Genomic DNA, 16273 nt, shown 5'->3' with positions numbered 1-16273 from the left:
CCTTCTTTCTATTCGCTGCGATCCTGCATACGATCATGTCCCTCGATCGTACTCATTTCCAGACCTTTCATTGCGGTACCAAGACCTTTTGAAAGCTCACTAATCAATTTATAATCCTTGTAGTGCGTTGTCGCTTCAACTATGGCTTTGGCGAATTTTTCCGGATGATCGGATTTAAAAATACCGGATCCGACAAATACACCGTCAGCACCTAATTCCATCATTAACGCTGCATCACTTGGTGTTGCAATACCACCTGCTGCAAAATTCACAACAGGAAGACGTCCTTCTTCGCGAACTTCCAATAATAACTCGTATGGTGCGCCGATTTCTTTTGCGAAAGTCATCACTTCGTCCTTAGACATTGCAGTTAATTTGCGAATCTCGGATTGCACTTGCCGCATATGACGTACCGCTTCCACAATATTACCGGTACCAGGCTCGCCCTTCGTCCGAAGCATGGAAGCTCCTTCGCCAATACGGCGTGCGGCTTCCCCTAAATTACGACAACCACAGACAAATGGTACTGTATAATCAGATTTATTCAGATGGAAAACTTCATCCGCTGGTGTCAATACTTCACTCTCATCAATATAATCAACACCCATTGCCTCTAAAACACGTGCCTCCACAATATGACCAATACGCCCCTTTGCCATAACCGGAATGGATACCGCATTCATCACTTCTTCTGTAATGGTTGGGTCAGCCATACGTGCAACACCACCTGCTGCACGAATATCAGATGGCACACGTTCCAGTGCCATAACGGCAACTGCCCCAGCTTCTTCAGCAATTTTTGCCTGCTTGGCATTGACGACGTCCATAATAACGCCGCCCTTTTGCATTTCTGCCATTCCGCGTTTTACTCTTTCTGTACCTGTATTAGCCATATTCATTTCCCCCTTTATTTTAACTAAACAACCCTTTAATCCAATCCACAGATGTAGTGAAAAGGTTAGCGAAAAAGTCACCAACAGCGCCTATTGAAAGCATAAACCAATTATTTTTTTCCACGGAATCATTTGCTACTAAATCAACTGTATTACGACTATCATCAAAAATGTAGCCATGGTCCGTTTCACCATCGTATACAAGTTCTGCTGTTCCTACTTTTTCTCCTTCTTCAATTGGCGCAATTAACTCGCCATCTTCGTTTAAATAATCTTCATCTACCGTATATTCTACACTATATAATTCCTCTTCACCTGATTTAACAGGAACAGTAAAGCTTTCAGCTATTGAAACATCCAATGTATCTTCTTTACCTTTTGCAACCGGAATACTAGACTCATTTTCTACCTGATGTCCTGCAGGGAATAATTCAATCGTTTCAAATTGTTCAAAGCCATAATCCATTAGCTTTTCTGTTTCATTAAATCGCTCTTCTTTACTATCTGTTTTCATGACGACAGAAATCAATCGTTTACCATTACGTTCTGCAGTTCCTGTAAACGTAAAGCCCGCAAGCTCTGTATTTCCAGTTTTTAGCCCATCCATGCCTTCATAATAAAATTGTTCCAGGAATGTAGCGTCATGTGGAAGCATCCAGTTTAAGTTTTCCAATGTATACCCTTCAAATTCGACCTCTGTTTGACTGGATATCTCAAGCGCCTCAGGGTAATTATTCACTAAATGATAGGCAAGTAAGGCTGCTGACTTAGCAGATAATAGACTCGTCTCATCCTCACCTGTTCCCTCAGGGCGATTATCACCTAAAGAGGAATTATCAAGACCGGTTGAATTTACAAACTTATATTCAGGAAGATTTAATTCTTCCGCTTTTTCATTCATTAATGCTACAAATTCTGTTTCCGTTCCTGCTATTAACTCAGCAAGTGCAATTGTTGTCGCGTTATCTGAAAAAATCGCCATTGCTTCATATAACTCACGAACCGTATAGTCCTGATCCTGTCTTAATCCTACGCCGGAAAATGATGGATTAGCAGAAATACTGTACGCATAATCACTGATTTGGGTTGTTGTATCCCAACTAATTTCACCGGCATCGATTGCTTCCAACACAAGATATTCTGTCATCATTTTCGTCATACTGGCTGGTGGCAAGGCTACATCCGGGTCCTTTGCATATAAAACTTTACCTGTCTCTGCGTCAACTAAAATAGCTGATTCAGCATCTAAATCCAATGTATCTGCAGCTTGAGCAGAAATTGGTTGTACAATTACCGACGTTATCAACACAAAACTTGCAACTAAAAATAGTAAATTTTTCTTTATCTGTTTCACTTCCCCGTACCTCCACCAAAAATTTTAACTATGGCTCTTTCGTAAGTATTATTGCTTTTAACTCTTCGCAGTTGATATAAAAGACGACACAGTGACTGTTTGTTATAAGTATTTGCTATAATCGCCGTTCGGGACAGCGAAGGACGAATGCTTTCCGCAGGAGTCATCGCCCTTAACTCACCCGAACTGGTGAGATGGTTCGATATTTTGAATATTGATTCCTAATGCAATTTAACAGCAGTAACCGGACTACCAGCGGAGGAAACACATGAAGGCTCCTGCGGGAGGGAAGGCCTCGGTGGGACCCTCGAGTGCGTTAGCACGAGGAGGGTCGTCACCAGCCGCCCTAAGGTGCGCGAAATGTGTTTTCGGAGCGAATCCCCGCTCTCAACTAGTGTTTGCAAAAGAATTGTCACTGCTTCGTCTTTTATGTCTTTTATGTCAAAAGCAACAATCTTTTAGAAAACAGCCTTAACTATTAATCTCTTTTCTACACCTATATTATTTTACCACAGAAAGAAATGAAAAAATAGATGGGTAAAAGGGGCCCATCTATTATTTTTTCATGAAATTTTAATGAAAGCTCATTTTTACTACACCGAGTAATTCGGTGACTCTTTCGTTATCTGTATATCATGTGGATGGCTCTCCCTTAAGCCTGCTCCTGTAATTCGGATAAACCGGGCGTCATTTCTTAGTGAAACAATCGAACACGCGCCACAATAACCCATGCCTGAACGCAAGCCTCCAATTAACTGATGAATGGTATCGGCAATTGGCCCTTTATAAGCGACTCTGCCTTCAATACCTTCTGGGACAAGCTTCTTCACATCGGCTCCTTCCTGGAAGTAACGGTCTTTTGAGCCAGCTTCCATAGCGCCAACTGATCCCATTCCACGGTATACTTTATACTGCCGACCTTGGAAAATTTCTGTTTCACCAGGACTTTCCGCAACCCCTGCAAACATGCTACCGACCATAACTGCATGTGCGCCGGCAGCTAATGCCTTCACAATATCACCAGAATATTTGATTCCACCATCTGCAATGATCGGAACACCATATTCTTCAGCTACAGCAGCACAGTCATTAATTGCCGTTATTTGCGGAACACCAACACCTGCGATAACACGTGTTGTACAGATGGATCCCGGGCCTATACCAACTTTGACCATAGACGCACCTGCTTTAATTAATTCTTTCGTTGCTTCAGCTGTTGCGACATTTCCAGCAATAATATCCAGATCCGGATAAGCCGCGCGTATTGCTTTCACTTGATTAATGACACCGTTTGAATGACCATGTGCTGTATCAATAACAATGACATCAACACCAGCGCCAACCAATTTTTCAATCCGCTTCATGCCATCACCAGTAACACCTACCGCAGCACCTGCGATCAGTCTGCCTTGTGTGTCTTTTGCTGCATTCGGAAATTCAATGACCTTTTCAATATCCTTGATGGTGATTAATCCTTTTAGAATCCCATTCTCATCCAAAAGTGGCAGTTTTTCAATTCTGTATTCTTGCAGTAGTTCTTCAGCCTCTTTTAATGTTGTCCCTACTGGTGCTGTAACAAGATTTGTACTTGTCATTACTTCTGAAATCATAATGGAATAGTCCTGGATAAAACGCAGGTCACGATTCGTCAAAATACCTACTAATTTTTGCTCTTCAATGGTATTCACAATCGGCACACCTGAAATGCGAAATTTACCCATGAGATGCTCAGCATCATATACCTGATGCTCTGGAGTCAGGAAGAATGGATTGGTTATAACTCCACTTTCCGAACGTTTCACACGATCCACTTGTTCTGCCTGGTCTTCAATCGACATATTCTTATGAATGACACCAAACCCGCCTTGTCGGGCCATTGCTATCGCCATTTCCGCTTCCGTTACGGTATCCATTCCTGCACTAATAAAAGGAGCGTTCAATCTGAGATTAGCTGTCAAGGTTGTTGAAACTTTTACATCCTTTGGCAATACATCTGATTTATCCGGCATGAGCAACACATCATCAAATGTTAAACCTTCTTTGGCAAATTTATCGTCCCGCATCTTCATCCTCCTTTAATTATATATGAATGCTAATGATCAACTTGGTTAAGCTACGTAAGTAATTCTTATTTTTATATACAATACGCCATCAATGAAGCTTTTTCAAGTCGATACTTAAAAATAAATGGATTCGAAATTTTGTATTATTTTAAGAGGAGAATTCGCATGGAAAAAAAGACAATCGAATCTCTATACACCTATTTACAAACACTAAAAACCAGCCAGACCTTTTTGAAAAATTGCTACAAGGATCTGCCAAATAGCGATGCTGGTTTAAAAAGCTTTGAAAACAGTGGAACGTTTATGTTTTACCTGGATCATGGCAGGATTTTTTTAACAGAAGGGGAAAAGGTAGATATCAGACTCAAACCACTTTTATATTTTTATGGACTTGTCCATTTGCTAAAGGCATGCATTCTTACAAACCGGCCCGATTATCCGGAGTCCACAACTGTCCTGGCACATGGCGTAACGGCCAGAAAACGTAAGAAAAAGAACTATACCTTTACGGGAGATGAGGTGAAAATCCAACAAAATGGTTTATTTAGTTATGCCTACAACCATTTATTCAATGCAGAAGTACCACCATTTCAAAAGGTAAAAATGGATACACTGCTTGGACTGATCCCTGAAATGAGTGATTTTTTCTCCTATAGTAGAGAGGAAAAATCTATTTCGATTGGAAAAAAGGCGGCAACTGACTTAAACTTTCCACTCCACCTGCTGGATAGTTATCATTTAACTAAAGCCGCATTCATTCAGCGTGTTCGCGTTTATTTACCAGCTATTTTGGATACAAAAACCTCAAATGAGCAGCTTCATATTAAACTCGAAAAACCGATGCAATGCATAACCGGTCCGTTTTACTTGCATCTGGATAAACAGGAAATATACTTTCCCCGTAGCCGAGATAATTTTTTGTCCATTCATGAGATCATGGTTCATTATTTACTTTTATATAATTTGAGCATGATCAGCCGCTACGAGACAGAGTATTGGGGTGAGCTTATTTCTACCAAATCTGAACTGGATTATGCAATTATTTCCCATTACTTAAACGTAGCTGCTGACAAGATTTCCTTTTTACTTGGTGAATGGCTGTTTGAAAGGGCCCTGAATTAGGATGAAGCTTTTACCATTTATTATTCCTATATTTACGATAATAGTTGACCTGACGTATGAATAAATAGAGTTTACGTTTGAGATTGCGATCTTTTTTATAAAATAATGGATTCCCCCATTTGCCTTGTTTAATGAGACGTTTAACGTCACCTAAAACCTTATCGTTACTGACAAATTTGCGGAGAACGATTTTAGGTACAACGGTAAACAAATACTCTTTGTTTAAATAAGTTAGCGGCTTTTCCTTTCCATAAATGCTGTCATCGGCGATATATTCTGCCATATTATGTCCAAGCGCTGTAACGTAGTAGCTGGATCTCCCTTGGCGAATATTTACCTCAAACACTTTAAATTTGCCGTCACGGGTATCATACTTCAGGTCAAAATTAGCGAAACCCACGTATCCAACTGCTTCCAGGAAGTGTTGAAGCTTTTTCATCATTTCCTCGTTATAGCGCGAAATTACTGCCGTGTAATTTCCAATCGCAGTAGCCGTATGCTCCTGAAGCACAACCTGTCCAAATGTAACAAGCTGTGTCTGGCCTCGTGCATTTGCATAAATAACCGAATCCCACATGTACGTATCATCACCTGGAATAAAATCCTGGATGATAAGCTCATCCTGATAACCACTAGACGTGATCTTATCAATAACCTGCTGAACTTCTTCTTTCGAGCCCACTCTATATACTTTTTTCTGCCCCTCAAATGGATGATTATAATACGCAATACCATTACTTGGTTTTATGATGACTGGATACATCATCTCTTCCTCGAAGGGTTTCGGATGCTTGCAATCATAAAAATAAGTGGTGGGCGTATCAATCCCATGTTCCCCGCAAAGCTTATAGAAGTTCGATTTGTTCTGTAGCTGGTTCATTAACGTCTCATTGATCAAATCAAATACAAAATGTTTCTTTAATTCCGCTTCATTTTCAATCATCAAACGAACGTATACGTCATTTGTTCCTACTAATAGAAGTTTTTTGTTTGTGGAAGCCAGTTTCGTAGCCAGCGTAGTGAGTATGGGAACAAACTGTCCTTCATCTGCTAGGGTTGGATGTATTTCAATTTTTTCAATGACAGAACTTAAATCGGTAAATGCCATTTGCTGTTTACCAATTAAAATCGGTTTGATGTCATATGCTTGGTGAAAAGAGATAGCCATATTATAGGCGTTTATGTCTGTTCCAACAATAATTGGTATGAAAGGTAAATTACTCATCTTTCTTGTCCTCCTGAATTACTCGTTCGAAATTTTATATGTAGATCATTATATCACTTCGGCTTATATATTATAAATAATCGCTCCGATTGCAATACTGAATAATAAATAAGGTAACGTTTCAGACGAAAATCTTACTACGTTACCTCTTCTTTTTATCTATTCATCCGTTGAATTATCTGATTCTACCTCATGCTCTTCTTCTTCCTCAATTCTCGTAACGGTTGCTACTTCTTCCTCTTCCTGTAAGCGAATTAAGCGTACACCCATTGTGTTACGGCCGGTTTCTGAAATACTATCAACAGGAATACGTATCAGAACGCCTGCTACTGTTATCAGCATCAGATCTTCATGTCCGGATACAGCTTTTACTGCGACGACATGTCCGGTTTTATCCGATAGTTTGGATGTAAAAATACCTTTCCCGCCACGGTTGATTCGCCGGTACTCTTCTTCCGGTGTTTGTTTTCCATACCCTTTATTGGTAACGTGAAGGATGTTTGATCCTTCCTCCAAGATTTCCATGGAGACGACCTCATCTTCACCTCTCAGGGAAATACCTTTTACCCCGGCAGCTGTCCTTCCCATGGTTCTAATTTGGGATTCCTCAAATCGAATGAGGTAACCGTTCCTCGTAGCAATTAAGATATCCTTCATTCCATCGGTGAGTCGAACAGAAATCAATTCATCTTCCTCGCGCAATCCAACCGCGATTAAGCCACCTTTTCGGATGTTTTTAAAATGGGAAAGGGAAGTTCGCTTGGATATACCGTGTCTTGTCGTAAAGAAAAAGTAGTAATCCTCACTAAATTCATTCACCGAGATAACGGCGTTGACCCATTCACCTTTTTCTACCTGCAGCAGATTAATAATCGGGATACCTTTTGCCGTTCGGTTAAATTCAGGAACCTCATATCCTTTCGTCTTGTATACTTTTCCTTTGTTTGTAAAGTATAATATCGTATCATGCGTGGAGGTGGAGACGAGATGCTCAACGAAATCGTCCTCATTCGTACCCATCCCCTGAATGCCGCGTCCGCCGCGATTCTGCCTGCGGTAGGTTGATGCCGGCAGACGTTTGATATATCCCTTATTGGTAAGGGTAATAACAATATTTTCCTCAGGAATTAAATCCTCATCCTCGAAAAAGTCTGCCCCACCAACCGCAATTTCTGTACGACGTTTATCGCTAAAGCGTTCTTTCACTTCCGTCAGTTCTTCCCGAATGATTTCGAGTACTTTTTCCTCACTTGCTAAAATAGCCTTTAATTCAGCAATGAGATCCATCAGTTCACTGTATTCATTTTCAATTTTTTCACGTTCTAAACCAGTTAAACGTTGCAGGCGCATATCCAAAATAGCTTGTGATTGCTTTTCGGATAACTCAAAGCGCTCCATTAAACCATCTTTGGCAATGTCCGTCGTTTTTGAATTGCGGATGAGGGTAATAACTTCATCCAAATGATCCAGCGCAATACGCAACCCTTCTAAAATATGGGCACGTGCTTCTGCTTTACGTAATTCAAATGCGGTCCTGCGTTTGATGATCACCTTTTGATGTTCGAGATAGTGTTCTAAGCATTGCTTAATTGTCAGTACCTTTGGCTGACCACCAACGAGTGCGAGTGTATTGATACCAAACGTCGTTTGCAGTGCGGTATATTTATATAAATTATTCAAAACGACATTCGCATTGGAATCACGGCGTATTTCAATCACAATACGCATCCCCGTACGATCGGATTCATCGCGTAGATCTGAAATGCCCTCGATACGTTTTTCACGAACATGTTCTGCTATTTTTTCAATTAGTCTTGCCTTGTTTACTTGATAAGGCAATTCAGTAACAATGATTGTTTCCTTGCCATTTGGCTGTTCTTCGATATTTGCTTCTGCACGTATCGTAATAGAGCCCTTCCCGGTTTCATATGCTTTACGAATACCGCTTTTCCCCAAAATTTTCCCTGCTGTAGGGAAGTCCGGCCCATGGATATAGTCTTCCATTAGCTCATCAATTGTTATCTCAGGATTTTCACTAAGTGCCAGTACTGCATCAATCGTTTCACCTAAATGATGTGGCGGAATGTTTGTCGCCATGCCTACTGCGATTCCTGACGTACCATTTACCAGTAAATTCGGGAAACGGGCAGGGAAAACTGCTGGTTCACGTTCTGTTCCATCATAGTTATCCTGAAAATCAACCGTATCTTTATTAATATCTCGTAATAACTCCATGGAAATCTTGGACATTCTTGCCTCGGTATAACGCATGGCAGCTGCAGAATCACCATCTACAGACCCGAAGTTCCCATGACCATCTACGAGCATATAGCGATAGCTGAAGTCTTGTGCCATCCGTACCATCGTTTCATAAACGGCGGAGTCACCATGTGGATGATACTTACCAATGACCTCACCAACAATACGTGCTGACTTTTTATGTGGCTTGTCAGAATGCATCCCTAAATCATTCATTGCATATAAAATTCTCCGGTGTACCGGTTTTAATCCGTCACGTGCATCAGGTAATGCGCGTGAGACTATAACACTCATGGAATAATCCAGAAATGATGTACGCATCTCTTTACTCAGATTAATCCCTTGAACGTTTGATCGTTCCTCTGCCATTTATTTCCCTCCTAAAACAGAAGTCGGACGTTAGATGTCAGTTACTACTGACACCTTATCTCTGACCTCCGTTATCATACGTCTAAATTCTCAACATACTGAGCATTTTCCTCAATAAAAATTCGCCTTGGTTCTACTTTATCACCCATTAACATATCAAAGACTTGATCCGCATCAATCGCATCTGTTAAGTCTACCTGCAATAATGTGCGGGTTTCCGGATTCATGGTTGTATCCCATAACTGCGTCGCATCCATCTCACCAAGCCCTTTGTAACGCTGCAAACCAGGCTTTGGTGATTTCGGAATTTCGTTCAAGATTTTCTCCATATCCGCATCATTGTATGCATAATGAGCTGTTTTCCCTTGTTGAATTTTATAAAGTGGCGGCTGCGCGATATAAATATAACCATGTTCAATTAATGGGCGCATATAACGATAGAAAAATGTTAATAATAATGTTCGTATATGTGCACCATCAACATCCGCATCTGTCATGATAACCACTTTATGATAACGTGCTTTGGTGATATCAAAGTCTTCAGCAATCCCTGTACCAAGCGCTGTAATCATGGATCGTACTTCCCTATTGGATAAGATTTTGTCGAGACGTGCTTTTTCCACGTTTAAAATTTTACCGCGTAAAGGGAGGATTGCTTGAAAATGGCGGCTGCGTCCTGTCTTGGCAGAACCACCCGCAGAGTCACCCTCAACAATATACAATTCGCTGATTGCTGGATCTCTGGATGAACAGTCAGCTAGTTTTCCTGGCAGATTGGAAACTTCCAGCGCACTTTTCCTTCGTGTTAATTCACGCGCCTTCTTCGCTGCTATTCGTGCACGAGAAGCCATGAGACCCTTTTCTACAATGATTTTTCCGATAGATGGGTTCTCAAACAGAAATTTGGAAAATGTCTCACTGAATACGGAATCGGTAACGGTACGTACCTCACTATTCCCGAGCTTTGTTTTGGTTTGTCCTTCAAACTGTGGATCAGGATGCTTGATGGAAACGATCGCTGTCATTCCTTCACGTACGTCATCGCCGGAGAGGTTAGGGTCATTTTCCTTATATAGATTATTTTTGCGTGCATAATCATTTATTACTCTTGTCAGACCGGTTCTGAAACCAAATTCATGTGTACCGCCCTCATACGTATGAATATTATTAGCAAATGAATAAAGGTTGCTTGCAAATCCATCGTTATATTGAATGGCTACCTCTACAGCAATGCCCCCATCTTCTCCCTCTGCATAGAAAGGCTCATGCAGTACATCTTTCGTTTGGTTAATATACTCCACATAGGAACTGATGCCACCTTCATAATAGTAGCTTACCGGGTCCTCATCGGTTCGTTTATCCTCAAGCGTTATTGTTAAACCTCGATTTAAAAAGGCTAACTCTCGCAAGCGCTGAGCCAATGTATCATATTCAAATGTTGTGCCTTCTTCAAAAATCTCCGGGTCAGGATTAAAGTGTGTCATCGTCCCTGTAATGTCTGTATCGCCAACGACTTCAATTTCACCTTGAGGTATTCCTTTTTTAAACTGCAAGAAATAAATTTTCTCGTCACGGTGAACATATACTTCCAAATTACTGGACAACGCGTTAACAACGGATGCGCCAACACCGTGCAGACCGCCTGATACCTTATATCCACCGCCTCCGAATTTACCACCTGCGTGGAGTACGGTCATAATAACCTCGAGAGCGGGTCTTCCGGTTTTTTTCTGTACATCAACAGGGATGCCGCGCCCATTATCTTTTACAGTGATACTGTTATCTTTTTCAATAATCACCTGAATATGATCACAATAACCTGCTAAAGCCTCGTCAATACTATTGTCAACGATTTCCCATACAAGGTGATGCAACCCTTTTCCACTTGTTGTTCCAATGTACATACCTGGTCTTTTCCGAACTGCTTCCAATCCTTCAAGGACCTGAATTTGGTCAGCACCATATGCTTGGTTCTCATCTTTCTCTTCCATTGACATATTCTCACATCCATTTCCTGACAGATAGAAAAATTTTCTACCTGCAAAAGTTCCGCTTATTCTATTTCGTCTGAAAAGTCATCTAGTCTACTAATCGTGGAAATCATACTTGCTCGTTTCTTTAAGGTTGCAACAGATAATGTGCTGTAATAAATGATCTCTGTCGTGACCATAACCGATTTTGCATCATTCATTGGTCCAACAACCTTCTTTTGCTTGTTCGATTCTGTCATCATCTCCTCCATAATGGAAGATGATGAGATTAAATTATAATCAACGATCGCAATGATATCATTCGACCTGATAACATGATCATTGCCTATATGCATAAACATAGGCGCGTGACCCCCTTGAATCATATATCTATTTTCCCTCCGTTTACGTGAAACAGCTCTGCCTTTCTTAAAGTTTCATGGTTAATCCCGTCAACACTTGTTGTTGAAACAAAGGTCTGAACTTTTCCCTGGATCGTATTTAACAAGTGGGATTGCCGGAAATGATCCAGTTCACTTAACACATCATCAAGAAGCAAAACAGGGTATTCACCAACTTCATTATAGATAAGTTCTATCTCTGCCAGTTTTACAGATAGTGCAGTGGTTCGCTGCTGCCCCTGGGAACCATAGACTTGAACATTTTTATTATTCACATAAAAAATCAGATCATCACGGTGTGGCCCGATTAATGTTGTTCCACGTTCGATTTCTTTTTCCTGTATCTCTTGAAATTTATTTAAATAGATTGTTTCTATTTTCTCCTTATTTGCCTCTTCTGATACCTCAATCGTGGCATCATACCTGATTTCAAGGTTTTCCAGTTCACGGCTTATGCCATGATGAATCGGCCCGGCCCATTTCCTGAGTAAATCCAGAAAAACAAACCGCCTCTCAAGTAACGTTGCAGCATGTTCGATTAGCTGTTCTGTCAATACATGCAGCATTGTTATATTGTTATCAGGATTTGCCTGTCGCTGCATTTTTTTTAATAAATGATTCCGTTGTTTAATTAATTTTTGATATTGTGCTAAATGATAGATATACCTTGGCTGAATTTGCCCAAGTTCCATATTGATAAATCGTCTGCGATTCTGCGGGGAGCCTTTAACAAGCGTTAAATCCTCCGGTGCAAACATTACTACATTTAACGCACCAATATAGTCACTTAATCGTTTTTGTTCCATTCGATTTAATTTCGCTTTTTTCCCTTTTGACGAAATAACAACTTCAAGCGGAAATGTCTGGTTGCGTTTTGTTATCCTACCTTCTATTTTAGCATACTCTTCGTCCCAAAGGATAAGTTCTTTTTCACGGGGGGTGCGGTATGATTTCGTAAAGGCCAATAAATAAATAGCCTCCATCAAATTTGTTTTTCCCTGCGCATTTTCCCCAATAATAACATTGACTTTATCATCGAAAGGGATATCCAATTTTTGGTAATTCCGGTAATTTTTTAAGTTTAATTGATCAATGTGCATGCAGGATTCCTCTTTTTGCTTTCGACTAATTGCTACTTGTAACGATAAATAATCCAAGCCCTTCAGCTTTCACAACATCATTTGGATAAAGCTTCCTTCCGCGTCGATGTTCGAGTTCGCCGTTTACTAAAACACCCTGATCCTGTAAGAATGCTTTGACCATTCCGCCGGACTCAAGTATGTTCGCAAGCTTGATAAATTGACCTAACGTAATAAATTCCGTATTTATTTCAATTTGTTCATGCAATTCACTCACCAATTTTCATTCGTTATTTTCGTTGTTTAGCCTTAAAAATGTCATATATCTATTCTACTAAAGTTTTGCCGTTTAGGGAAGGTAAACCCCTCATTTTATTTAAAATGCGCTCATTTGGCCATGAATTTGCCTTTTATCATAAGAAAAACTCTTACCTGGAAAAGATAAGAGCTTTTTTGTGTCTTTTTTAGTAAGAAATGGCTTTTATAAAAGTTTGTTGTTTTTGACGCAAAAGATATAAAGTGCGACATAGTTACTGTTTGCTATAATCTCCGTTCGGGTCCGCGAACTGGCGAGGTGGCTCGATATTTTGAATATTGATTACTAATGCATTTTAGCGGCATTAACCGGAACACTCAGCGGAGGAAACACATGAAGACTCCTGCGGGAGGAAAGGCCTAGGTGAGACCCGGAGTGCGTAGCACGAGGGGGTTCACCAGCCGCCCTAAGGTGCGCGAAATGTGTTTCCGGAGCGAAGTCCAAGCACCCGACTATTATTACAACGAGAGGCTTCTCATAAAAGAAAATTTTCACTATGTCATCTTTTATACCAAATGCGAAGATTTAAAAGCAACAATTACTTTCTTAATAAGTTCTAACTGGGAGAATCAATTGCAGAATTGGATCTTCATTTGCTGGTCGAATAATAAATGGCCGCATGGCGCCGGTGAATTCTATTTTTACGTCATCATATTCAATAGCTTTTAATGCATCAATCATATATTTGGAGCTAAATGAGATTTTAAGTTCCTCTCCCTCCATGGATTGAACGGTAATTTCTTCTGCAACTGTTCCAACTTCAGGGGAATTACTTGTGATTTCAACTAAGTGATCACCTTCTGTTGTCAATTTCACCACATTATTGCGTTCTTCTTTCGCGAGAAGGGACGCACGGTCGATGGTATTTAATAATTCTTTTGTTTTTACATGAAGCACTGTTTTACTTTGATCAGGAATTAATCTTGATGTTTCCGGATAATTGCCATCGAGTAAACGGGACATAAACTTCAAATGCTTCGTCCGAAATAGAATCTGATTATTGGTCACACTTATTTCAACAGGTTCCGGCGTATCACCTAAAATTTTATTTAACTCGGTTAAACTTTTTCCAGGTACAACAATATTGGAAAATTCGACGTTTGTCTCATTTACAGGAATCTCTCGTGATGCAAGTCGATGACTGTCGGTTGCTGTAAACGTTAGTGTGTTGGCATTTAATTTCATATGAACCCCTGTCAAAATAGGGCGGGTTTCCATGGTTGAAACAGCAAAAACTGTCTGTTTTGTTAAGCTTTTTAATAGATCTGTTGGCATTTCAAAGCTTTCATCTGTTTGTAATGTAGGAAGTTGTGGATATTCCTCTGCATCTTGTCCATTTAAGTTAAATTCCGCTTTTCCGGAGCGAATCGTTAGTTTTAAATTCTCATCGGATTCAATTTCCACCATCTTTTCCGGTAGTTTGCGGACGATATCAGGAAAATATTTTGCTTGGAGGACAATACTTCCTTCTTCAATGTGTTCTATATTTACATTTTCGTCTTGTTCAGCTGGGATATAAGATTCAATGGATATATCTGAGTCGCTTCCTGTTAGTATAATTCCATGTTTTTTTGCTTCGATCTTTATTCCAGTTAAGATTGGAATTACAGTTCGAGACGAGATTGCTTTCATAACGTCTTGTACACTCGTAATTAATTGATCACGACTGATTATAAATTTCATGAATGATTTCCTCCTAGTGGACATTCTTATTTATTTTTTATTATAAAATACAGTAATAATAGTAATAAGGGCTGTGATTATGTTGATAAGTTTAACTCTAACTTTCATGACGAGTTATTCACATGTTGATAAAGTGTGCACGAGTCTGCTCATGTTTACACATTATGCACATGTGGATTTCTATCAGACTATTTCCTAAAATGATTTTAACTGTTCTTTCAGTTCTTCGATTTCGCTCGTTAAATTCATGTCATTCTCCATTAATTTTACAATTTTATCATGAGCATGAATGACAGTCGTATGGTCACGCCCGCCAAATTCTTCACCAATTTTAGGCAGCGAAAAATCGGTTAATTCTCTTGATAGATACATCGCAATCTGTCTAGGAAAGGCAATTGCTTTGGTGCGTTTTTTCGCAGGGAAATCTTCCAGACGAATGTTATATTTCTCCCCAACTGCTTCTTGAATGCCACCAATGGTAATAACTCTAGGTTTATTGCTTGGAATTATATCTTTTAGAGCATCTGCAGCGAGTGATGCGTCAATATCCTGATTGATTAACGAAGAGTAAGCGACAACGCGTATTAATGCACCTTCTAGTTCACGAATGTTGGTGTCAATTTGATTAGCGATATACAGCATCACTTCATTTGGAATGTCCAAACCTTCTGCCTTTGCTTTTTTATTTAATATAGCAATCCTGGTTTCCAGATCAGGTGGCGTAATATCGGTAATTAATCCCCATTCAAAGCGGGAGCGCAAACGATCTTCGAGTGTTGGTATTTCCTTAGGTGGACGATCACTTGAGATAATAATTTGTTTGTTTTCCTCATGTAATGTATTAAATGTATGGAAAAATTCTTCCTGTGTTGATTCTTTACCGGCAATGAATTGAATGTCATCAATTAATAGGACATCGACATTACGATATTTATTGCGGAAATTTATCGTTTTGTTGTCCATGATGGCATTAATGAATTCATTGGTAAATTTCTCAGAAGTCATATAAACGACCTTTGCTTCGGGATTGTGCTGCTGAACGTAATGTCCGACTGCATGCATTAAGTGCGTTTTCCCAAGGCCAACACCACCATAAATAAAAAGTGGATTATATGCTTTTGCAGGTGCTTCTGCGACTGCCAGTGATGCAGCATGTGCAAAGCGGTTTCCAGCACCAATGACAAAGGTGTCAAATGTATATTTGGAATTCAGCATTGTTTTTGCGACATCATTTGTATTTCCGGTTGATTTTGGTTTTGGCGTTTTATCTGTATCCTCCGGCTGCGGAACTGAATCCGGAATGATAAATTTTGTAGCGAGTCGTGTCCCGGTAACTTCTTCCAGAATGTTTGAGATTAGATTTGTATATTGTGTCTCTAACCAGTCTCTGGCAAATTCATTGGGTGCAGAGACGATCAAGGTGTTTTCTTCCAGCTTTTCTGCCTTTGTACTCTTTAACCATGTTTCAAAGCTTGGTTTACTAACTTCCTCTTCAATCTTTTCCAGTGTAGCAACCCATAACTCATTAAGATTTTCCAT

At 40.0% G+C, this 16273-nt stretch carries 12 protein-coding genes; 1 reads left to right on the top strand and 11 read right to left on the bottom strand.

Annotated elements, in window-relative coordinates; translation table 11 throughout:
* Window positions 1-8 precede the first annotated feature (8 nt).
* From pdxS to guaB, 3 genes are all read right to left on the bottom strand, one after another.
* The gene (pdxS, locus tag KFZ58_RS00060; RefSeq protein WP_235792874.1) at window positions 9-893 is read right to left on the bottom strand and encodes a pyridoxal 5'-phosphate synthase lyase subunit PdxS; all 885 of its coding nucleotides are present in this window, start codon (window positions 891-893) and stop codon (window positions 9-11) included.
* Between the two features lie 19 nt (window positions 894-912).
* A complete protein-coding gene (locus tag KFZ58_RS00055) occupies window positions 913-2247 on the bottom strand; it encodes a serine hydrolase (RefSeq protein WP_235792873.1) in 1335 nt (444 codons plus the stop codon).
* 593 nt (window positions 2248-2840) lie between these two features.
* Window positions 2841-4310: an IMP dehydrogenase gene (guaB, locus tag KFZ58_RS00050; RefSeq protein WP_235792872.1), complete on the bottom strand. Its 1470-nt coding sequence runs from the start codon at window positions 4308-4310 to the stop codon at window positions 2841-2843.
* 165 nt (window positions 4311-4475) lie between these two features.
* Between guaB and KFZ58_RS00045 the strand changes: the two genes are divergently transcribed.
* Complete coding sequence (locus KFZ58_RS00045) at window positions 4476-5432, top strand: YaaC family protein (RefSeq protein WP_235792871.1); 957 nt, start codon at window positions 4476-4478, stop codon at window positions 5430-5432.
* Window positions 5433-5442: 10 nt separating this feature from the next.
* Here KFZ58_RS00045 and KFZ58_RS00040 read toward each other — a convergent pair whose 3' ends face one another.
* From KFZ58_RS00040 to dnaA, 8 genes are all read right to left on the bottom strand, one after another.
* Window positions 5443-6657: a carboxylate--amine ligase gene (locus KFZ58_RS00040; RefSeq protein ID WP_235792870.1), complete on the bottom strand. Its 1215-nt coding sequence runs from the start codon at window positions 6655-6657 to the stop codon at window positions 5443-5445.
* Window positions 6658-6816: 159 nt separating this feature from the next.
* A complete protein-coding gene (gyrA, locus tag KFZ58_RS00035) occupies window positions 6817-9285 on the bottom strand; it encodes a DNA gyrase subunit A (protein WP_235792869.1) in 2469 nt (822 codons plus the stop codon).
* Window positions 9286-9359: 74 nt separating this feature from the next.
* Window positions 9360-11282 carry a DNA topoisomerase (ATP-hydrolyzing) subunit B gene (gene gyrB / locus KFZ58_RS00030; RefSeq protein ID WP_370642349.1) on the bottom strand — a complete coding sequence of 641 codons (1923 nt, stop codon included), beginning with the start codon at window positions 11280-11282 and terminating at the stop codon, window positions 9360-9362.
* 56 nt (window positions 11283-11338) lie between these two features.
* Complete coding sequence (gene remB, locus KFZ58_RS00025; protein ID WP_235792868.1) at window positions 11339-11617, bottom strand: extracellular matrix regulator RemB; 279 nt, start codon at window positions 11615-11617, stop codon at window positions 11339-11341.
* 20 nt (window positions 11618-11637) lie between these two features.
* Entirely contained in the window at window positions 11638-12756 is a 1119-nt protein-coding gene (gene recF / locus KFZ58_RS00020) for a DNA replication/repair protein RecF (protein WP_235792867.1), read from the bottom strand.
* Between the two features lie 25 nt (window positions 12757-12781).
* Complete coding sequence (yaaA, locus tag KFZ58_RS00015) at window positions 12782-13003, bottom strand: S4 domain-containing protein YaaA (RefSeq protein WP_235794784.1); 222 nt, start codon at window positions 13001-13003, stop codon at window positions 12782-12784.
* Between the two features lie 594 nt (window positions 13004-13597).
* Window positions 13598-14734 carry a DNA polymerase III subunit beta gene (dnaN, locus tag KFZ58_RS00010; protein ID WP_235792866.1) on the bottom strand — a complete coding sequence of 379 codons (1137 nt, stop codon included), beginning with the start codon at window positions 14732-14734 and terminating at the stop codon, window positions 13598-13600.
* 195 nt (window positions 14735-14929) lie between these two features.
* Entirely contained in the window at window positions 14930-16273 is a 1344-nt protein-coding gene (gene dnaA, locus KFZ58_RS00005) for a chromosomal replication initiator protein DnaA (RefSeq protein ID WP_235792865.1), read from the bottom strand.

This window comes from Virgibacillus sp. NKC19-16, from assembly GCF_021560035.1.
GTDB lineage: Bacteria > Bacillota > Bacilli > Bacillales > Amphibacillaceae > Virgibacillus_L > Virgibacillus_L salidurans.
Note: the sequence above shows the minus strand (reverse complement) of the source record. Positions and strands in the feature narration are given on the sequence as shown.